This window comes from Neorhizobium phenanthreniclasticum, assembly GCF_040066075.1.
In the GTDB taxonomy this organism is placed as follows: domain Bacteria; phylum Pseudomonadota; class Alphaproteobacteria; order Rhizobiales; family Rhizobiaceae; genus Neorhizobium; species Neorhizobium petrolearium.
In genome coordinates this window covers 204,851-225,412 of record NZ_JBEAAL010000011.1, presented here as the reverse complement: position 1 = coordinate 225,412, position 20,562 = coordinate 204,851, and the positions used below count along the sequence as shown (strand labels likewise).

Annotated in this window: 17 protein-coding genes; 9 read left to right on the top strand and 8 right to left on the bottom strand. The window is 62.1% G+C overall.

Going from position 1 to position 20,562, the window contains the following annotated elements; genetic code table 11:
- Positions 1–41 precede the first annotated feature (41 nt).
- Both ABK249_RS16535 and ABK249_RS16530 read left to right on the top strand, forming a co-directional pair.
- Positions 42–1,118 carry a D-alanine--D-alanine ligase family protein gene (locus ABK249_RS16535; RefSeq protein ID WP_348863374.1) on the top strand — a complete coding sequence of 359 codons (1,077 nt, stop codon included), beginning with the start codon at positions 42–44 and terminating at the stop codon, positions 1,116–1,118.
- A gap of 104 nt (positions 1,119–1,222) precedes the next feature.
- Positions 1,223–2,062, top strand: coding sequence for an NAD(P)-dependent oxidoreductase (locus ABK249_RS16530; protein WP_227703018.1), 840 nt, complete (start codon positions 1,223–1,225; stop codon positions 2,060–2,062).
- A 12-nt stretch (positions 2,063–2,074) separates the two neighbouring features.
- Here the strand turns inward: ABK249_RS16530 and ABK249_RS16525 are convergent, their stop codons facing one another.
- Complete coding sequence (locus ABK249_RS16525; protein WP_348863373.1) at positions 2,075–5,269, bottom strand: efflux RND transporter permease subunit; 3,195 nt, start codon at positions 5,267–5,269, stop codon at positions 2,075–2,077.
- Positions 5,266–6,474: an efflux RND transporter periplasmic adaptor subunit gene (locus ABK249_RS16520; RefSeq protein WP_348863372.1), complete on the bottom strand. Its 1,209-nt coding sequence runs from the start codon at positions 6,472–6,474 to the stop codon at positions 5,266–5,268. The genes ABK249_RS16525 and ABK249_RS16520 overlap by 4 nt, the downstream gene beginning before the upstream one ends.
- A 275-nt stretch (positions 6,475–6,749) precedes the next feature.
- On the opposite strand from ABK249_RS16520, the gene ABK249_RS16515 reads away from it, so the two are divergent.
- Positions 6,750–9,239 carry an ATP-dependent helicase gene (locus ABK249_RS16515; protein ID WP_348863371.1) on the top strand — a complete coding sequence of 830 codons (2,490 nt, stop codon included), beginning with the start codon at positions 6,750–6,752 and terminating at the stop codon, positions 9,237–9,239.
- Positions 9,240–9,247: 8 nt separating this feature from the next.
- On the opposite strand, the gene ABK249_RS16510 is transcribed toward ABK249_RS16515, so the two are convergent.
- Genes ABK249_RS16510 through ABK249_RS16500 form a run of 3 tightly spaced genes read right to left on the bottom strand, consistent with a single transcriptional unit; the run spans position 9,248 to position 11,057 of the window.
- A complete protein-coding gene (locus ABK249_RS16510; RefSeq protein WP_348863370.1) occupies positions 9,248–9,694 on the bottom strand; it encodes a DUF488 domain-containing protein in 447 nt (148 codons plus the stop codon).
- An 11-nt stretch (positions 9,695–9,705) separates the two neighbouring features.
- Positions 9,706–10,317 carry a DUF488 domain-containing protein gene (locus ABK249_RS16505; RefSeq protein ID WP_348863369.1) on the bottom strand — a complete coding sequence of 204 codons (612 nt, stop codon included), beginning with the start codon at positions 10,315–10,317 and terminating at the stop codon, positions 9,706–9,708.
- 2 nt (positions 10,318–10,319) lie between these two features.
- Positions 10,320–11,057: a hypothetical protein gene (locus tag ABK249_RS16500; protein ID WP_348863368.1), complete on the bottom strand. Its 738-nt coding sequence runs from the start codon at positions 11,055–11,057 to the stop codon at positions 10,320–10,322.
- 92 nt (positions 11,058–11,149) lie between these two features.
- Between ABK249_RS16500 and ABK249_RS16495 the strand changes: the two genes are divergently transcribed.
- Both ABK249_RS16495 and ABK249_RS16490 read left to right on the top strand, forming a co-directional pair.
- Positions 11,150–12,151 carry a zinc-dependent alcohol dehydrogenase family protein gene (locus ABK249_RS16495; RefSeq protein ID WP_348863367.1) on the top strand — a complete coding sequence of 334 codons (1,002 nt, stop codon included), beginning with the start codon at positions 11,150–11,152 and terminating at the stop codon, positions 12,149–12,151.
- Positions 12,152–12,228: 77 nt separating this feature from the next.
- Positions 12,229–13,374: an amidohydrolase gene (locus ABK249_RS16490; RefSeq protein WP_348863366.1), complete on the top strand. Its 1,146-nt coding sequence runs from the start codon at positions 12,229–12,231 to the stop codon at positions 13,372–13,374.
- Positions 13,375–13,395: 21 nt separating this feature from the next.
- Here the strand turns inward: ABK249_RS16490 and ABK249_RS16485 are convergent, their stop codons facing one another.
- Entirely contained in the window at positions 13,396–14,757 is a 1,362-nt protein-coding gene (locus tag ABK249_RS16485; protein ID WP_348863364.1) for a DUF2778 domain-containing protein, read from the bottom strand.
- 449 nt (positions 14,758–15,206) lie between these two features.
- Between ABK249_RS16485 and pncA the strand changes: the two genes are divergently transcribed.
- The 3 genes from pncA to ABK249_RS16470 all read left to right on the top strand — a co-directional run bounded on the left by pncA (position 15,207) and on the right by ABK249_RS16470 (position 17,182).
- The gene (pncA, locus tag ABK249_RS16480; protein ID WP_227703035.1) at positions 15,207–15,833 is read left to right on the top strand and encodes a bifunctional nicotinamidase/pyrazinamidase; all 627 of its coding nucleotides are present in this window, start codon (positions 15,207–15,209) and stop codon (positions 15,831–15,833) included.
- Positions 15,834–16,146: 313 nt separating this feature from the next.
- On the top strand, positions 16,147–16,866 hold the full coding sequence (locus ABK249_RS16475; RefSeq protein WP_037147448.1) for an AzlC family ABC transporter permease: 720 nt from the start codon (positions 16,147–16,149) through the stop codon (positions 16,864–16,866).
- A 1-nt stretch (position 16,867) separates the two neighbouring features.
- The gene (locus ABK249_RS16470) at positions 16,868–17,182 is read left to right on the top strand and encodes an AzlD family protein (RefSeq protein ID WP_348863363.1); all 315 of its coding nucleotides are present in this window, start codon (positions 16,868–16,870) and stop codon (positions 17,180–17,182) included.
- Between the two features lie 3 nt (positions 17,183–17,185).
- Here the strand turns inward: ABK249_RS16470 and ABK249_RS16465 are convergent, their stop codons facing one another.
- Positions 17,186–19,018, bottom strand: a complete 1,833-nt coding sequence (locus ABK249_RS16465; RefSeq protein ID WP_348863362.1) for an aminopeptidase P family protein — start codon at positions 19,016–19,018, stop codon at positions 17,186–17,188.
- A gap of 258 nt (positions 19,019–19,276) precedes the next feature.
- Between ABK249_RS16465 and ABK249_RS16460 the strand changes: the two genes are divergently transcribed.
- Entirely contained in the window at positions 19,277–19,450 is a 174-nt protein-coding gene (locus ABK249_RS16460; protein ID WP_037147458.1) for a hypothetical protein, read from the top strand.
- 200 nt (positions 19,451–19,650) lie between these two features.
- Here ABK249_RS16460 and ABK249_RS16455 read toward each other — a convergent pair whose 3' ends face one another.
- Complete coding sequence (locus tag ABK249_RS16455; RefSeq protein ID WP_348863361.1) at positions 19,651–20,529, bottom strand: 50S ribosomal protein L11 methyltransferase; 879 nt, start codon at positions 20,527–20,529, stop codon at positions 19,651–19,653.
- Positions 20,530–20,562: the final 33 nt, after the last annotated feature.

Genomic DNA, 20,562 nt, shown 5'->3' with positions numbered 1-20,562 from the left:
GACAACTCTATCGACGCACGCCCAATCCTTCAGGAGATCCCATGAATTCGCCCGCGTCAAAACTGCGCATCGCCGTGCTCTTCGGTGGCCGTTCCAGCGAGCACGACGTTTCGATCATGTCGGCCACCAACGTGATGCGGGCGCTCGATCCGCAGAAATACGACGCGCTGCCTGTCTTCGTCACCCGTAATGGGCGATGGCTGAAAAGCCGCTTCGAGGGCGGCGAGCTCGACAGGCCTTCGACCGGTGTCGAAATCTGCCTCGTGCCCGGCGGACATGGCCGCATCCTGACGATCGGGCCCGACGGAAAGGCCGCCGAGGGCGACAGGATCGACATTGTCTTTCCGGTCCTGCACGGCCTGCACGGCGAGGACGGCGCGGTCCAGGGGCTTTCGGAGGTGGCGCGGGTGCCGCTCGCCGGCTGCGGCATCCTCGGCTCGGCGGCAGCACTCGACAAGGACATCGCCAAGCAGCTCCTGAAGGCGGCCGGAGTGCCGGTCGCCCGCTCGGTGACGATCGATCGGGACGAACCACCCGCCCTGGACGCACTCGAAGCCCGGCTCGGCTTTCCGCTCTTCATCAAGCCCGCCCGGCAGGGCTCGTCGGTCGGCGTCAGCAAGGTTTCGGGCAGCCAGGAATTCGCGCCGGCGCTTGCCGAGGCGTTGGGGCATGACCGCAAGCTGCTCGCCGAAGAGTTCATCGCCGGGCGCGAGATCGAATGCAGTGTGCTGGAAGATACCAAAGGCGGCCTCTTCGTCTCCCGTCCCGGCGAGATCGTGCCCGCCGAAAGCCATGGCTTCTACAGCTATAACGCCAAGTATATCGACGAGAATGGCGCGGCGCTGAAGGTGCCGGCTGAGCTTCCTCCGGAGGTCGAGAGCAGTATCCGCGAGATGGCGGCCCGCGCCTTCCGCGCACTCGGCTGCGACGGCATGGCGCGCGTCGATTTCTTCCTGATGGAGGACATGCGTTTCCTCGTCAACGAGGTGAACACCATTCCGGGCTTCACCGACATCAGCATGTATTCGAAGGCGATGGAGGCAAGCGGGATCAGCTATCCGGAAATCATCGACCGGCTGGTGGAACACGGCCTGGCGAGAGCGGCACAAGAGGGCTGACACCCGCAATGGGTCCGGAACTACTGCCGGGGTTTCTGCTACCGGATTGTGGAGAAATGCTCTAAACCGGATCCATCGTCCTTCATTCTCCGGGAGCTATGGCAATGGCAGTGATCGCGATCTTTGGCGCCGGTGCGATGGGAGCAGGGATCGGCCGGAGGCTGGTCGAAGGCGGCGCAACAGTGCTGACCTATCTCGAAGGCCGTTCGCCTGCGACCCGGGAACGGGCGGAAGCCGCCGGCATGCGGCCCGCCAGCCTCGAGGAAATGGTCGCGGCGGACATCATCCTCTCGATCGTGCCGCCGGCCGAAGCCGTCTCCGTCGCCGAGAAACTGGCAGCGGTGGCCGCAGGGCACGGGAAGCGGATCACATTCATGGACTGCAACGCCATTTCCCCGAAGACAATGGGCGAAGTCGCGAAGCGCTTCGATCCGCAGCATGCAGAGGTGCTGGACGGCTCGATCATCGGAATGCCGCCGAAACCGGGTTATGACGGCACGAAACTCTATGTGAGCGGCGATGCCGGAAACAGGAGCGGAATTCTCGCCGGACGCGGGCTCGACATACGCCGTATCGACGGACCGCTCGGCGCCGCTTCGGCGCTGAAAATGTGTTACGGAGGCATCAACAAGGGCGTCATCGGCCTCGGTACGGCGATGATGCTCGCCGCCATCCGCTCCGGCGCGGACCAGAGTCTGAAGGGCGAACTCGCAGACAGCGCGCCCGATCTCAACCGGAAACTCTCGCTCGGCATTCCCGACATGTATCCCAAGGCCTATCGCTGGGTGGCGGAAATGGAGGAGATCGCCGCCTTCCTCGGTGAAGACGACCCCGCCTCCCTCATCTTCAGGGGAATGGCCGGGCTTTACCGGAAGGTGGCGGAGGACAGGAATGCAGGTGGGGAACTGGCGGCTCAACTGGATGGCTTGCTGGCTCGGGAGTGAAAGGATCGCTCCTCACTCGGCCGCCAGCAACGGCTCGTCCTTCTTCTCGTCTCCGGCCTCATCATCCTTGCGGCGCGCGGCATGCGCGAGTTCCTGGTGGAACCGCTCCTCCTCATGCATGTGCGGCTTGGCGAAGCGGGCGATCAGAAGATAGGCGACCGGCGTGATGAACAGCGTGATGAGCACGGCAAAGCCGAGGCCGCCGACGATGACCCAGCCGAGCGCGATACGCGCTTCGGCGCCGGCGCCCCTCGCAAGCACCAGCGGAACGCCGCCGATGATCGTCGCAATCATCGTCATCATCACCGGGCGCAGCCGAAGGGCGCAGGCCGTTTCGATCGCATCGCGGACATTCGCGCCGCGGTCCCGCAGCTGATTTGCAAACTCCACGATCAGGATGCCGTTCTTGGCCATCACCCCGACAAGCAGCACGAGGCCGATCTGGCTGTAGACATTGAGACTGGATCCCGTCAGCACCAAGGCGATCGCGGCGCAGGCAAGCCCGAGCGGAACCGTCGCCATGATGATCAGCGACGACAGCACGCTTTCGAACTGGGCGGCGAGCACCAGGAAGATGATGGCGATCGCAAAACCGAAGGTGAGCAGCATGGCGTTCGAATTCTCGCCGAGCGTCTTGGCTTCCGCCATCGGCATCAGCCGGACGCCCGACGGCAGGAGCGGCTGGGCGAGCGCGGTCATCTCCTTGACCGCATCGCCGAGCGCAACGCCGTCACGCAGGCCGGAAGAGATCGACACCGAGGCAAGCTGCTGCTCCCGGTTCAGCTGCGGCGCCACGGCCCCCTCCTTCAGGGACGCTATGGTCGACATGGGCACGATCTTGCCGTCACCGGTTTTCAGGAAAAGATTTTCAAGATCGGTCGGATCATCGAGCGGCCGGGTGGTGGAGGTGAGCTTGACCGGCAGCGCATCGCCGTTGACGAAGACATCGACCACGGACCGCCCTTCCAGGAGCGACTGCATGGCCGTCGACAGTCCGGTGATGTCGATGCCGAGGTCGGAGGCACGTTCACGGTCTATCGCGACGGAAAGCTGCGCCTGGGTCGGCTCGTTGGTGAGGCGCGGCGTGTCGAACAGGGGGCTCTGCTCCATCTGCGACACCAGTTTCATCGCAGTTGAGGTGAGCAGATCATAGTCATTGCCGACCAGCGCCATCTGCAGGCCGTTGCCGGCGCCGCGGATCTTGAGGCTGTTCGACTGCATCGTGAAACCGCGCAGCGCCGGGACGCGGAGCGCTGCCGCATTCACATCCGCGGCGATCTGGTCCTGGGTCCGGGCGCGCTCGTCCCAGGGGGCAAGCGTCAGCACCATGAAACCGCTGTTCTTGTTGTTGTTGAAGCCGGAGATCGAAAAAATATTGGCGATCTCGCCTGCGTCCAGCAGCGGCTTCAGGTTCTCCTCGACACGCTGCATCTGGTCGCGGGTGAAATCCAGGCTCACGCCCTGCGGGGCGGTCAGCCGCAGCATGATCGAAGCGCGGTCCTCGCGCGGTGTCAGTTCGCTCTTGACCTGGCCGAAGACGTGATAGGCGGCGAACGCAAAGATCGCCGAGACAATAATGACGACCAGCGGCGCATTCAGGCAAAAACGAAGGGCGGAGGCATAGACGCGGGCAAACGCACTGCCGAACACGCCAAGCAGGCCGTGCTCCTCCTTCATCGGCCTTGTGAGCATGCGCGACGCCAGCATCGGGCAAAGGGTGAGAGCCGTGACCGAGGACAACGCGACCGAGAAGGCAAGCACGAAGCCGAATTCCTTGAACAGTCCGCCGATCTGACCGGGAAGGAAGGACAGCGGGATGAAGACGGCTGCAAGCGTCGCGGTCGTCGCAATGACCGCGAAGAACACTTCCTGCGTGCCGAGCACGGCGGCAGCCCGCGGTCCCATGCCTTCCATTCGTCGCCGGACGATATTCTCCAGCACCACGATCGCGTCGTCGACGACGAGACCTGTCGCAAGGACGATCGCCAGCAGCGTCAGGATGTTGATCGAGAAACCGACGAGATAGATCGCAACCAGCGTGCCGATCAGCGCCACCGGCATCGTCAGCGCCGGAATGAGCGTCGCACGCCAGTCGCGCAGGAAGAGATAGATGACCGCCACGACCACCGTCGCCGACAGGATGAGCGCGATCTCCACTTCGTGCAGCGCACCTTCGATGAAGAGCGCGTCGTCACTGGTGATCGCGATGCGCGTCCCTTCCGGCAGCGTCTTCTGCAGTTCCGCCACCGCGCTCTTCACGCCGTCGGAAATATTGAGCGTATTCGACTGCGCCTGGCGGATGATGCCAAGGCCGATGCCTTGCACGCCGTTCGACCGCAGCACCGTGGATCCGTCGTCCGGACCGAGCGAAACGGTCGCCACATCCGAAACCCGGATGTTCGGCGCAATCAGCACGTTTTCAAAATCCCTGGGCGTCGTGAGACTGGCCGTGGTGCGTACCACGATGTCCTGCGTCGTGCTCTTGAGGGAACCTGCCGGCACGTCGAGCGCCGCGCTTTCCAGAGCCTCGGAGACATCCGCAACGGTCAGCCCGCGCCCGGCGAGCGCCGCCTGGTTCACGTCCACGCGGAATACCTTGTCCTGATCGCCGTAAAGCTGGACGTCGGCAACGCCTTCGACCGCAGCCAGCCGGTCGACGATCTCGTTGTCAACCAACTGGGTCAGATCCTCCATCGACAGCTTGGACGAGGTGACCGCCAGACGCATGATCGCATCCGAATCGGCATCCGCCTTGACGATGCGCGGTTCGTCGGCGTCGTCCGGGAGCTGGTTCGCGATGCGACCGACCGCATCGCGCGCGTCGTTCGCCGCGTCCGAAAGATCGACGGAATCGTTAAACTCCATCGTCACCCGGCTCGAACCGAACTGCGACTGCGAGGAAAGCGCCTTGAGGCCGCTGACACGGGCGACGGCCCCCTCGATGACCTGGGTGACCTCCTGGTCCATGGTCTGCGGCGAGGCGCCGTCATAATTGGTCTGCACGGTGATGATCGGCCGGTCGACATCCGGCAGTTCGCGCACTTCGACGCCCGCGAGCGCCGCAAGGCCCGCGACGACGAGCAGCGTATTGAGGACCGCAGCCAGGATCGGCCGCCTCACAAAGAGCGCCGTAAACGTCTGGCTGGATTTGCCGTCGCCTGAATGCGCTTGCCTGTCGTGACCAAAGCTCGGGATTTCGATCTTCATTGGCGCGCCACCTCGGCCGTTTCCGGCGTGCCGAAGATGCGCACGGGCGCCCCTTCCCTCACGCGCTGCAGGCCTTCCGTCACGACCATGTCACCTTCGTTGAGCTGAGCTTCCACGAGAACCGCATCGGGATTGCGCTGCACGACGCGCACCCGGGTCTTGACCGACTTACCGTCCTTGATCTGCCAGACGTAGGAGCCTTCACCGTCCCACTGGATGGCCAGCGGATCGACGGCCGGATAGGTCTCGCCCACAAAACGCATGCTGACGCTGAAGGACATGCCGGCACGCAGCACGTCGCCCGGATTTTCGACGCGGGCGCGGATGCGCATCGTGCGGCTTGCAGGATCGACGCGGTTGTCGATTGCTTCCACCTTGCCGGAAAAGATCCGGCCCGGTCTGGCGATCGAGCTCGCCTCGACCGGCTGGTTCGGCTCGATGGCGATGGCGAAACGCTCGGGCGCCCAGAAATCGACGAGGATCGCCGACCGGTCGTCGATGGTGACGACATTGGTCTGCGTCGTGACATTGTCGCCGATATTGACCGCGACGATGCCCGCAATCCCGTCGATCGGCGCTGCGATATCGCGACGCTTCAGATTGAGTTCAGCAGTGGAAAGGGCAAGCTTCGCCGCCTCTTCGGCGATCTGCGCATCGAACACGTCGAGGCGGGAGACCGACTGCAGGTTCTTGTAGGAGACGGATTTCTCCTGGGCGCTCCTGAGCGCCACCTCTGCCTTATCGCGCTCGATCATCTGTTCGTCGTCGTCGAGGCGGGCAAGCACCTGGCCCTTCACGACCTTCTGACCGGACGCGACCATGATCTCATGGATCGTACCGGAGGCCTGCGGCATGACGATGACGGACTGGATCGCCTCGCCGCTGCCGATCGCCGACAGGCGGTCGTTGACGGTGCCGGTCGAAACCGGCTCGGCGACCACCATGGTCGGGCGGTTGCCGCCGCCCTGGCCGCGCTGTCCGCCGGCACCCTGGCCGCTCCGGCCCGGCTGCTGCGCTGCAGCATTACCGCCGCCTGCACCCTGCGACGCGGATTTCGCCTGTTCGGGACGGATCGCAGCCACCACCTGCCCCGGGACGCCCATCTTCGCAAGGATCTCACCGGCGCTCGGGACCATGAATACCCATAGACACAAGGCTCCGGCCAGAATCACGATACTCAGCAGAAGCTGTTTCCAAATCCGCATTCAGGTCTCCGGGTGGCGCGCATTCCAATTTCCAGAGCAAGTATCCTTTTTTGCATGTGCACAGGCAATGGGAGATTCCGTACCTTACGGAAATGTAACCTCACGAAATCTCACGGGTTTGTTAGATCGGATGCATACATGACGCCCCCCGAATTGCGGTTTTCTGACGGAGCAGCGACCCGCCACTCCACAATTTAGCCGGGACTTATGGAGAGACTAGGAATAAAAGAGGAACATTTTCTGGTCTTTCAGGTCCGAATCATTACATTGGCCGCATGAGTAACAGTTTCGACGACATCCCGTTTTTCGACGAGGAGCCCGAACCGGCGCCGCGCAAGGCGCCTGCCCCGCCGCCTGCGGGAAATGCCGGGCTCGGCATCGCAGCGCGCGCCATGGCCGCCCGGGATCAGCATCGCGCCCCCGATTATCTGTCAGGCCTCAACCCGGAGCAGCGCGAAGCGGTCGAGACGCTGGACGGCCCCGTCCTCGTGCTCGCGGGCGCGGGCACCGGCAAGACGCGGGTACTGACGACACGCATCGCGCATATCCTTGAGACAGGCCGGGCCTTCCCCTCGCAGATATTGGCCGTCACCTTCACCAACAAGGCGGCCCGCGAGATGAAGGAGCGCATCGGCGTGCTCGTCGGCGGCGCGGTGGAAGGCATGCCCTGGCTCGGCACTTTCCATTCGATCGGCGTGAAGCTCCTGCGCCGCCACGCGGAACTCGCAGGGCTCCGCTCCGACTTCACCATTCTCGACACGGACGACGTCATCCGCCTCATCAAGCAGCTCATCCAGGCGGAAGGGCTCGACGACAAGCGCTGGCCGGCCCGGCAGTTCGCCGGCATGATCGACACTTGGAAGAACAAGGGCCTGCTGCCCGCCGATATCCCCGAAGGCGATGCGCGGGCCTTCGCGAACGGCAAGGGCCGCGAGCTCTACGCCGCCTATCAGGCGCGGCTCAAAACGCTGAACGCCTGCGACTTCGGCGACCTTTTGCTGCATCCGATCGCGATCTTCCGCCAGAACCCGGATATCCTGAAAGATTACCACAACAGGTTCCGCTATATCCTCGTCGACGAGTATCAGGATACCAACACCGCACAATACATGTGGCTGCGCCTGCTCGCGCAGCGGCCGAAGGGCGTGCCCCAGAACGTCTGCTGTGTCGGCGACGACGACCAGTCGATCTATGGCTGGCGCGGCGCGGAGGTGGACAATATCCTGCGCTTCGAGAAGGATTTTCCGGGCGCCAGGGTGATCAAGCTGGAGCGCAACTACCGTTCCACCGAACATATTCTCGGCGCCGCCGGCCGTCTGATCGCCCATAACGAAGGCCGCCTCGGCAAGACGCTGTTCACCGACCGGGTGAACCCCGACGACGAGAAGGTGATCGTGCATGCCGCCTGGGATTCCGAAGAGGAAGCCCGCGCCGTCGGCGAGGAGATCGAACGGCTGCAGCGCGGCGATTCCGACGGGAAAAAGCATGCGCTGAACGACATGGCGATCCTCGTGCGCGCCTCCTTCCAGATGCGCGAATTCGAAGACCGGTTCGTGACGCTCGGCCTCAACTACCGCGTCATCGGCGGCCCGCGCTTCTACGAACGGATGGAAATTCGCGACGCCATGGCCTATTTCCGCCTCGTCTGCCAGCCGGCCGACGATCTCGCCTTCGAGCGCATCATCAACACGCCGAAGCGGGGCCTGGGCGATACGACCGTGCGCTATCTGCACGACTATGCCCGCGCCCGCGATATCCCGATGCTCCAGGCTGCCGCGGATATCATCGAGACGGACGAACTGAAGCCCAAGGCGCGCAAGGCCCTGTTCGACGTGGTGCAAAGCTTCCGGAACTGGAGCCAGAAGCTTGAGAACACGCCGCATATCGAACTTTCCGAGCAGATCCTCGAAGAGTCCGGCTATACGGACATGTGGAAGAACGACAAATCCGCCGAAGCGCCGGGCCGGCTCGAAAACCTCAAGGAACTGATCCGCTCGATGGAAGCCTTCGAGTCGATGCGCGGCTTTCTGGAACACGTGTCGCTGGTCATGGATGCCGAGCAGAACGAGGATATGGATGCGGTGTCGATCATGACGCTGCATTCCGCCAAGGGGCTCGAATTCGAAACGGTCTTCCTGCCCGGCTGGGAGGAAGGCCTTTTTCCCCATCAGCGGGCGCTCGACGAAGGCGGCCGCGCAGGGCTGGAGGAGGAACGCCGCCTCGCCTATGTGGGGATTACCCGCGCCAAGCGGCGCTGCCATATCTGGTTCGTCTCCAACCGCCGCATCCACGGGCTGTGGCAATCCACCATGCCGTCACGCTTCCTCGACGAACTGCCGCAGATGCATGTGGACGTCGCCGTCGCCGATACGAATTACGGGGGATATGGCGGCGGACGCGGTGGTTACGGCCAATCGCGCTTCGACAAGGCCGATCCCTTCGCCAACACCTACTCGACCCCCGGCTGGAAACGCGCCCAACAGAACAAGACCGACGCGACCCGCGACAACTGGGGCACCCGCTCCGGCCACGCGGTGGAACGCATCGGCTACGGCGAAAGCGGCCCGCGCAGCCGCACCATCGAGGGCGAACTGGTGGCGAAATCCACCACCGAAACCCCCTCGCAATTCTCCGTCGGCGACCGGGTATTCCACATCAAGTTCGGCAACGGCAATATCGCGGCGATCGAGGGGAATAAGCTGACGATCGATTTTGACCGGGCCGGGCAGAAACGGGTGCTTGAGGGGTTTGTGGAGCGGGTATGAGTTGATCGTCAGAGATGCTTAACTACGAGCCGGCCATCCCATTTGTCATTTAGGTACTCGCAGACAAGCCGCCGATGGCAGTGGTGCGGCTTGTCTTCCGAACAAAGCAGGCAGGCCCCGCTCAGGAGGTCCGGTTTTAATCGGCTCTCGATATCCCGTTCGGCCATTAGGCTCAGAAATCGCCGCTGATAGACATTCCAATCGCCCTTCTGCTTCTTGAAGGCGTTGAGAATATCATAAGTCGGTGCAAGCAGCGGCTGATGCATATAGTCGATCCCGCCTACCTTCTTCAGGAAATAGGCCAAGTCTTCGGCCTTGGCAAAACCTGCGAGTTGCGACGTGTTGTGAAGACGGACATCGATCACCTTCCTGACGCCGGCCTTTAGCAGGCGCTCGAAGAAGTTTTCAGCTGACGTCTTGGTGAAACCGATTGTCGAAATATCTATTCTTGTCATAGATCAGAACATCAGGCGCTGCTCGCCAAAGCTGGCTCAGCATAGGCCACCTTAAGCGATCTTCGACGATATGCGTTTGTCAACCTTTCCTTCGGAAGAAGGAACAGGTCGTCGTTCTGCGATCCGGTTATCGCAAGAAGCTTCTCCTCGATCTCCCGATGAGAAACGATTGAGCCGTCGGTCAGAATATGTCTGACGGCGACATCCCGTTGATCAAGAGCCCTGCCGACCAGCAGGCATCTATGGCAATCCAAGGGATCATGCTCGGAGCACATGAGGGCAATACGGTATTTCGTGGCTCCCTCCATGACGCGATCCAGCCCCTTCTTAAATTCATCGGCACGGGCCATCTCTTCGTAATCCGCCACACCATCGCAGTAATACCTGCTGCCCTTGGGTCGACCTCCCAACTCGTCTCCTAGGAACGAGTAGGCGATGCCGTCAAGCCGCAACTCTTTCTTGAGGGCATCCTGATTGAACTGGCTGAAATGGCGCGAATAGGGCGCAGTCCTCACATCCGCGATCGCGGTGATACCCGCGCGCCGCAGCAAACTCAGAAACTCCTCGTAAGAATGAGTGGAATGACCGATCGTCCAAATCATATTCGACTCGATATGACGCATGGCTAGTGCACTCCATTTACCATCATGTAACATCTTGATGGTGGGTTATCAAACGCCCGGGCCAATCCTAGCCTGATACAAAATCTCGGCCCAGGCGGTAGAGAATTTTGAAGTAGAGGCAATCCGCCGTTACGCCAGGCGCTTTTTAGCAACGCGCTACTCACCGCCAGCTTATAACGTAACGTGCCATCATTCACCACCGCCTTTAATTTCATTACACCTGTAATGTTATCAAACTCCTCTATAAACACGATGGAATTTCGCGAAATACTTATCGCGGAGAGCGAGTTTACAAGAGTGCCTACAGGTACATAAACTCCTTGGCAGATACCGTTCCATTGACTGTTATGGGCGACGTTTCCGCCAAACGCCAAGGCCACCGTTGGATAGAGCGGTGGCATTCCTGCAGCGGACCAATTAGGCGGCATTCCATTCAAATTAACAGTGTGAGCAATATCTACCGACGTATCTTCTGTGCAATGGGGGAAAACCCCGTTAAGATGCATTTGCGACGGAAGAAACTCTATCGTTGCGCCAGGTGCGACCCCAAATTGCGTTAAGAGTCCTAACGTCCAATTGCTCCCGGCTGGCAAAGGCCGAACCATTCGCTGGTTCTGTTGATCCCATCCCGCTACGCAGAAGTTTCCGGAACTCATTTCAGTAACTTCAGTGATAAGAAGTATCAATTTTTCCCCCTCTAACTCCCCTTTTAATTTCACATAGAATGTAAAGACGATCATCCCTTAGTTTTGAGGGTGTTTCCGCAACCTTGCCCTCCACCACCCCACCCGCTACCTGGGACCGAAGATTTTCCAAGTTGGAGGAGGCCACCATGAAAGCCATCGTCACAGCCCCCGGCGGGCTCGATGCCCTGAAGCTTGTCGATCTGCCTGATCCCGGCCGGCCGGGGCCGGGGGAGATACGGGTGGCGCTGCATGGAAGCTCGCTGAATTTTCATGATCTTGGCGTCGCGAGCGGCAGGACGCCGACCGATGGCCGGATATTGATGGCGGACGGCGCGGGCGTGGTCCAGGAGGTCGGCGAAGGGGTGACGGAGTTCAGGCCGGGCAACCATGTCGTCTCCTGCTTCTTTCCGGACTGGCAGGACGGTCCGCCGCCGTCGGGCGGCTTTTCGCGCGTGCCGGGCGACGGCATCGACGGGTTCGCGGTCGAATATGCGGTGCGACCGGCAACCGCCTTCACGCTGGCGCCCAAAGGGTTCAGCCATGTGGAGGCGGCGACGATCACCACCGCCGGTTTGACCGCCTGGCGGGCGCTGGTCGAAATCGGCAGGCTGAAGGCCGGCGACACGGTGCTCGCGCTCGGCACGGGCGGCGTCTCGATCTATGCGCTGCAGATTGCCCGCGCCATGGGCGCAAGGGTGGCGATCACGTCGTCTTCGGATGAAAAGCTGGAACGGGCGAAAGAACTCGGCGCCGAATTTACGGTGAACTACAAGGAGCATGCCGACTGGGGCAAAAAGGTCTTCGACTGGACCGATGGCCGCGGCGTCGACCATGTGGTGGAAGTGGGCGGTCCGGGCACGCTCGCGCAATCGATCCAGGCGGTCAGGATGGGCGGCAGCATCACCATGATCGGCGTCTTGACCGGCATACGCGGCGAGGTGCCGACCGCAGCCCTCGCCAGCAGGCAGGCGACGCTTTCCGGCATCCTCGTCGGCAGCCGCCGCCAGCAGCAGGATTTTGTCCGCGCGCTCGACTGCGGCCTGTTCAGGCCGGTCATCGACAAGGTGTTTCCGCTGGAAAAGCTGGCCGATGCCTTCCGCTATGAGATGAGCGGCGGTCATTTCGGCAAGATCGGTGTGGAATGGTAGGCTGAAAACAGGGTTTTCCTTGCCGAAAGCCCCTGCCCCGTCTAGCTCTGGGCCGACACCGGATAAGGAGGCGGCTCATGTTTCTTTCAAACCAGGACGTGATCGAGCTTGCCGCATGGCGGCAGAGGCTGCATGCCATGCCGGAGGTTTCCGGCGAGGAGATCGCCACTGCTGCCGAAGTGCAGCGCTTTCTGGGCGAGACGAAACCGGACGGGATCGTTGCCGGTCTCGGCGGCACGGGCGTCGCGGTGATCTACGACAGCGGCGCGCCCGGCCCGACGGTGATGTTCCGCGCCGAGCTCGACGCCCTGCCGATCGAGGAAGTGGGCCAGCCGGACCATCGTTCGAAAATTCCCGGCAAGGGCCATATGTGCGGCCATGACGGCCATATGGCGATGCTTGCGGCACTCGGGCGGCAGTTCGGGCGGCAAAGGCCGAAGCGCGGACGCGCCATCCTGCTTTTCCAGCCGGCCGAGGAGACGGGCGCGGGTGCTGCGGCCGTCATCGCGGATGAGAAGTTCCAGGCGCTGAAGCCGGATTACAGCTTTTCGCTGCACAACATGCCGGGCCTGCCGCTCGGCCATGCCTGGCTGAAGGACGGCATCGCCAATTGCGCCTCGCGCGGCCTGAAGATCACGCTTTCGGGCAGAACCGCGCATGCCTCCATGCCCGAGACCGGCATTTCGCCGGTGCCCGCCGTGGCAAAGCTGATGCCGGCGCTGACGGGCTTGAGCAAGGGCGGCATCGCCACGGAGGACCTGGTGCTGGCGACGGTCACGCATGCGTCGATTGGCGAGCCGGCCTTCGGCATCGCGCCTGGCCATGCGGAAGTCTGGGTGACGCTCAGAACCATGACGGACGGCGAGATGGACGGCCTGATCGCCTCTGCCGAAACCCTGGTGCGGGAGGCCTCCGCGGAAGGCCGGCTCGGCTACGCGCTGGAATACCACGACATCTTCGTGCATTCCGAAAACGATCCGGAGGCGGCCGCCCTGTTGCGCGCCGCCATGGATGCGGAAGGCGTCTCGCACGAACCGGGCGAGACCATGCGCGGCTCGGAGGATTTCGGACGCTTCGCGACCGTCTCGAAATCGGCGATGTTCTTTCTAGGCGCCGGCGAGAACATGCCGAACCTGCACAATCCGAACTACGATTTTCCGGACGACCTGATCCCCATCGGCACGCGGATCTTCACGCGTGTGGCGCGGGATATTCTTGGATAAACGTTGACTGACGACGCCCCGTCAGGCGTCGTTGCCGCCGAACAGCTTGGCAAGGAAGTTATCGCCGCCCCTGCCGGGGCGCTTTCCGTCCCACTTCGGCACGATCACCATATGGGTGATGTCGCCGCGCTGGAACGCCTTCAGGAAGCGGTCGTATTCGGCAAAGGCGACGCAGCCGTGCGAATCGCCGCGCACGCGCAGCAGATAGCTGTGGGCGAGCAGGCCGGTGCGGCCCTGCGGCGCCTTGCCGTCGACGGGCGTCAGGCGGATGGCGGCCACGCCATGGAACAGCTTCTCGCGCATGGAAAGCTTGTAGGTGCCGGGCGGCGTCGGCCCGCGCATCGTCACATGCGTGTATTTCGGATTGTCGCGCATGCTGCCGATGCCCGAATGGGCCTCCAGCTTCGTGCCGTTCGGCATGTGCACGACACCGTTGGTGATGTCGTAGATGGCGACCTTCGTGCCGATCCCCGGCCATTTTGGCGCGGGCGACGGGCGCGAGGGCTCCACGCGCATCGGATTGTCGGGCTTGGCGAAGGCGAGCGCTGTGGGTTTGTCGTCGTCGGCATCGACCTTGCCCGGCTTTTGCGGGGCAACCGCGGCGATCGCAGCCAGCGCATTGGGCCTGACCGGCTTTTCAGCCGTGGCGGACGATGGGCGGATGACCGGCAGCGGACCGGCCTTCGGTAGCGCGTAGGCCGGAGCCGGTGCTTCGACGATCGCGACCGTATCCTGTTCGCCGGCGTCGTCCTCGAGCGCCGTCTGCTCCAGCGCCGCCATCTCGACCGGCTTCATGTCCTTGAGTTCGGCAACCGTCACCGCCGGCGCGGCATCCTGGATCAGATCCGGCATGACGTCGCCGCTCCGGGGCGCCACGACGACGAGGCTTTCCATGGCCTGGCCGAGGATCGTGCGAATGGCCTGCGCATCCGGGCGCTTCTCCTCAAGCGCAGCGAACTGCTGCTCTTGTTCGGCGCGCCGGGCCGCCTTGGCCATGGCGACATTGAGCATTTGCCTCACGCTCGACTGATCCGGCTTGCGGGCTTCAAGCGCTGCCACTTCGGCATCGACAAGACGCCACCCTTTCGGATCAGCCGTAGAACTGCCGGGAAGGCGGGAGAATTTCGCAACGTCGATCTCACGCCCCGCAGTTTCCACGAGAGCAGCCAGGTCGACCGGCTTTGCCAGTGCGGTTTCGAACCTTACATCCGAGGCGGATTTGACCGCGGTCGCCACGGTGACTACCGAAGCGCCCATCAGGGCCGCGACGGTCAGACCGACACCGATCGCGACATTCGTCAGGAGAGAGCGGGATTTCTTGCGGCGTGGCGGCGCCTTGCGCGCCTGTTTGCCATTCGTGGAAGCCTGTACCGAACGCACCATCACTCGTTACCCGAACCGTTACATACACCGGCGGGAACCGCTTGCGCGAAACCGCCAACACAATCCCGGCGATTTCCGAACAGAGAGGGAATCTGCTCACTGCCGCCAGACGACTGCAGGTGAGGATGAATGATTATGGTAACCAATGTCTTTACGCCGCCCCGATTTGATTTTCGGCGATGCACGTAAGAGCGCAAGCCGCCGGAAGTTTAGCCGAAATATGGCGTTCAGGTGTTTGTGGTATGCGAAAGAGAGACAGTCAATAGAGGAACGGTTGAGTGACGGCGAGGATTTCCTGCAGGTGTTGCCTCATCGCGACATCGCCGTTCAGCGGAAGGTGCGGATTCCGGCGAATATGAAGCGGCAGGAGAGCCGAGATTCGCTTCCGATCTTGATCGCTGCGGCCATGATTGGCATCTTGTTTCAGATGAAATCCGGAGGAGGTGGCGATGAAGGCACTGCTGCTGATCGACATCCAGAATGGCTTCTGCCCGGGCGGCAATCTGCCCGTACCGCATGGCGACGAGGTGGTGCCGGTCGCGAATCGGCTGATCGAGGACGGCGGCTACAATGTGATCGTCGCCTCGCAGGACTGGCATCCGGAAAACCATGGCAGCTTTGCTTCGCAGCATCCCGGCAAGAAACCGTTCGACATGGGCGAACTCTCCGGAAAGCCGCAGGTCATGTGGCCGGACCATTGCGTGCAGGAAACGCCGGACGCCGAATTCCACCCGGACCTCAATATCGAAGCGGTCGACTACATCCAGCAAAAGGGCGAGAACCCGGCGGTCGACAGCTATTCGGCCTTCCGCGACAATGACCAGGCGGCGTTGACCGGCCTTGCCGGCTATCTCAAGGCGCAACTGGTGACCGAGCTCGATATCTGCGGCCTTGCGACCGACTATTGCGTCAAATATTCCGCTCTCGATGCCGTGGACATGCTTCCCGGCGTGAAGGTTTGCTTCATTGAGGACGCCAGCCGCGGCATCGATCCGGAAGGGGTCAAGGCGGCGATTGCGGAGATGAAGGCCAAGGGCATCGGGATCATCTCCAGCAAGGATGTGCTCGCCGATTGAACCTCGACAGTTCAGCGGAATCGATCGTTCCATCAGCGCAATTCAATTGCGCGCCGTGCTCTGACTCTTTAGGCAGCATCCGGCGTGATGCGGTCATGTGTGGTCACCATCACCTTCCTTAGGCAAGTGTTTTCCGCACGGTCGTCCTGATCCGAATCGGGCGTTCATGCCGGGCACTTTTCTTCAAGCCAGAAGGCCGGCAGACATTTAGGAAGGGACCGGAGAATGACATGTCGGAAGATAACCCATTCTTAGAAACCTTCATGTGCCGGATGCACAGAGGCTTTCCAACAATCCCGAGGCCCGACGATAGATGAATCGCAGCGAATTTTACGAGGGCCTCAAGGGCGGTATCATCATCGCCATCTCATCAGCTCCCTTTGCCGTGCTGTTCGGCGCAGTCGCCGCCGACAACGGCTTGTCCGTCATGGAAGCCGGGCTGATGAGCGCGACCGTCTATGCCGGCGCCAGCCAGCTCGTCGGCATCGAACTGTTCGGCCAACATGTCGCGCCGTGGCTGGTGGTGCTTTCCGTCTTCGCCGTCAATTTCCGGCATATCCTCTATTCGGCGGCGCTCGCGCGGTTCGTCAGCCATTTCAACCCGGTCCAGAAATTCTTCACGTTCTTTCTGTTGACCGACCCGCAATTCGCCGAAAGCGTAAGGCGGGGCGAGTCCGGCATCGGCATCAGCTTCCCGTGGTATCTGGGCTTCGGTGCCGCGATCTATTTCCCCTGGCTGTTCTTCAGCATGGTCGGCGCATTCTTCGGCCGGATGATGGGCGATCCGAGGACGCTCGCGATCGACGTCCTGCTGCCGATCTATTTCCTCGGTCTCGTGATCGGCTTCCGCCGCAGGCCGGGTTTCTATCCGGTTGTGGTGGCGAGCGCACTCGGCTCCATGCTCGGATACCATTTCGTCGGCTCGCCCTGGCATGTGAGCATCGGGGCTGCCGTCGGCGTCGTCGTGGCGGCACTTTTGCCGCTGCCGAAGGAACGCATGCCGATGACCGCCGCCAGCGAGACGGAGACCTGACATGGCCGACCAGATTTCCATAGACATGGTTTTGCTGATTCTCGCCGCTGCGGTCGCGACCTTCCTCACCCGTATCGGCGGTTACGTGCTGATCACCCGGATGAAGACCATCCCGCCGCGGATGGAGCAGGCTCTGAATGCCGTGCCGGCGGCCGTCCTGACCACACTGGTCGCGCCGGCCTTCTTCAACGGCGGCTGGGACGTCAAGATCGCCATGCTCGTCGCGCTTGCCGCAGGGATCAGATATCCGGGGCTGATGATGCTTGGCGCCGGCTGGGCGGCGGCGATGGTCTGCCGCCACCTTCTCGGGTTCTAGCGGTCAGGCAACCGGTTCGGTTGCCTTCACGAGCCAACCCCGGACGGTCTCGCTGCTGATCAACGGCGTCAACTTTTCGCGCACTTGCGCGTGATAACTGTTGAGCCAGGCAAGCTCCTCCTCCGTCAACAGTGCCGGCAGCACCAGCCGCCGGTCGATCGGGCACCAGGTGAGCGTCTCGAAGGAGAGCATCGGCTGGTCGCCGCCCTCGATCTCCTCCGCGGCCTTCACATAGATCAGGTTCTCGATGCGGATGCCGAACGAGCCGGGCCGATAATAGCCGGGCTCGTTGGAAAGGATCATGCCGGGCAAGAGCTCCTGCGTCGCGAGCCGTGAAATGCGCTGCGGCCCCTCGTGCACCGAAAGATAGGAGCCGACGCCATGGCCCGTGCCATGGGCATAATCGCCGCCTGCCTTCCAGAGCGCGATCCGGGCGAGCGGATCGAGGTCGCAGCCGCGCGTGCCCTTGGGGAAGCGCGCCGTGCTGATGGCGATCATGCCCTTCAGCACCAGGGTGAAAAAGCGCTTGCGGTCCTCCGGCACGGCACCGACCGCGACGGTGCGGGTAATATCGGTCGTGCCGTTGATGTATTGCGCGCCGGAATCGATCAGGAAGAGATCGCCGGCTTCCAGCCTGCGGTCTGTTTCGGTCGTCACACGGTAATGAATGACCGCACCATGCTCGCCGGCCCCGGAAATGGTGTCGAAGGAGATATCCTTGAGCGGATTCTGCATGCTTTCGCCGACACGGGCCCGGGCCGCCTCCAGTGCCTTGACCGCATCGATTTCGGTGATCGTGCCCGCCGCCTGAGCATCGAGCCAGCAGAGGAATTCCACCATGGCAGCGCCATCCTGCAGATGCGCCTTCGCAGAACCATCCAGCTCGGCCTCGTTCTTGCGGGCGCGAGGCAGCTTCGCCGGGTCGGCGGCTTCTACGATATCTCCACCCGAGGCGGTAATCACCTTGGTAAGCGCAAGCGGCGTCAGCTCCGGATCGATCAGGATCTTCCCATCGCCCTTGGCGAAGGCGGAGAGCCGGTTCGGCAATTCCGACGGCGGACGCTGTATGGCGAGCTGGGCCAGATAGGCTTCCGCCTCTATCCCCGTCTTGCGTTTGTCGAGAAATATCTCAGCCTTGCCTTCCGCCGGAATGATTGCCCGGCTCAGGGGATGTGGCGTGTGCGGCACGTCATCGCCGCGAATGTTGAAGATCCAGGCGACGGAGGACGGATCGGTGACGAGGAGCGCGACTGCACCCTTTTCCTTTGCCTGGCTTGCGATCTCGGCGATCTTTTCGCTGGCCAGCTTTCCGGCATGTTCGTGTCTCTGGATGGTGACCGCGCCAAGCGGTTCGCCCGGACGGTCGCTCCAGAGCGCATCGAGCGGATTGTTGTCGAGAAGCACCAGCGAACCACCGATCTCGGAAAGCGCCTTTTCGAGCCGCCGTACTTCCGCACCCGCATGCAGCCATGGATCGATGCCGAGGCGGAACCCTTTGGGCGCATGGTGCGGCAGCCAGACATGCGGCGGTTCGTTGACGAGATCGCCGCCGGTAAACACCGTGCCATCCACCTGCTCGGCAAGCTGGGTCACGTAACGTCCATCGACAAAAACGACTGCCTCACGCTGCGTGATGAGCGCCACCCCCGCCGAACCGGTAAAGCCGGTCAGCCAGGCAAGCCGTTCGGCCGATGCCGGGACATATTCGCCCTGGTATTCATCGGCGCGCGGAACGAGGAAACCATCGATCCCGAGCTCGGCAAATCTTGCCCTGAGCGCGTTGACGCGTTCACGGCCGAACTGCGGAGCGGATTTCACTTCGAAAGACTGAAACATGGGTATTGGATTCCGGCTGTTTGATTCCGCGGGAGATGACGACAATGTTAGCCGATCTTCGAGAGAGAACGCCAGCCAAAGCCGTCAATGACCAGCGATTGTGCAAATGCTAACAGGCATTGATCTCGATCAGGGCATCCTATGCAATGAATGCATAACACCATTGAGGGAAGTCCCCTCACTCGACCTGAGAGAACGGCCTATATTGCAACCATCGATGGGCGCCGAACAAGGCCCGTCAGTCGAAGGGACACCTCCATGGCCACCTCTTTCTTCCGCAACGCCTTCAACCGCATCGTTGAGGCACGTGAGCGTCAGGCCGCCCGGTATGTCAACGGCGCGCTGCTCAACCTCGACGACGAAACATTGAAAGGCCTCGGCACAAGCCGGCAGGAACTGCGCCGCAAGGGCGCGATAGGCTCAGCATTCTGAGCAAAGAGCCAAGGCGGCGATTCTCCTCCCTCACCCGCCCCGGCTTTCAGAATGCGAGACCCGCTTGAGCATCTCCTCCTCCCGGCTCGCGGGTAAGATCAGTCTCCGGACCGATCGCAAGGCGGCACCAAAAGTGCCGCCTTTTTGCTGCCCGGCATCCAGAGCCTTGCATCCAGATCACTGCTGCACTGCAAAATTTATCAACCGTGGCGCAGATGGATCGTGACCCAGCCGTTGCGCCAGATCGTGCGCACATGGCGAAGCTTCACGCCGTTATAGGCAGACAGCACCTTCCAGCGCTGCCCGGCCAGAATGCCCGAGAGGATAACCGAGCCGCCAGGCGCCAGATGCGCGGCGAGTTGCGGTGCCATCTTCATCAGCGGCCGCGCCAGAATATTGGCGACGATAAGATCGAACGGCCCCTCTTTCCTGAAAGCCGGTGAATGGAACCCCGGCGCTGTCTCCAGCCGGATACCCGAGGCAATACCGTTGCGGCGGACATTTTCCTTGGCGACACGCACGGCGACCGGATCGATGTCGGTGGCGAGCACCTTGATGTGGCGGAGCTTTCGCACCGCAATTGCCAACACTCCGCTTCCCGTCCCGAGATCGAGCGCATTGCGGACGGTTCGGGCGCGCATGACCCCTTCGATCATTTCCAGGCAGCCGGCCGTCGTGCCGTGATGGCCTGTCCCGAAAGCCTGGCCGGCGTCGATCTCGATCGCGATATCGTTGAGCTTCACCTTGTCGCGATCGTGCGATCCATGGACGAGGAAACGCCCTGCCCTCACCGGCTTCAGGCCCTCGAGCGATCTGGCGATCCAGTCGACATCCGGGATCACCTCCCTCTCGATCACCGCATTCGGGAAGGCATGGCGGATGCCCTCGGCGATGCGCTCGCGCACCGCCTCTTCCTCATCCTTCATCAGATAGACCGAGGCTTCCCAGATATCCCGTCTCTCGTCCACTTCCGTGGTGGCGATGGCGAAATCCTCCTCGCCGAAGACTTCCGACAAAAGATCGAGGATCTCGGCGGCACCCTTTTCGGTGGACGTGACGTAAAGGCGGATTTCACTCAAGGAAATGATCTCTCAGCTATTCATGACAGCCGA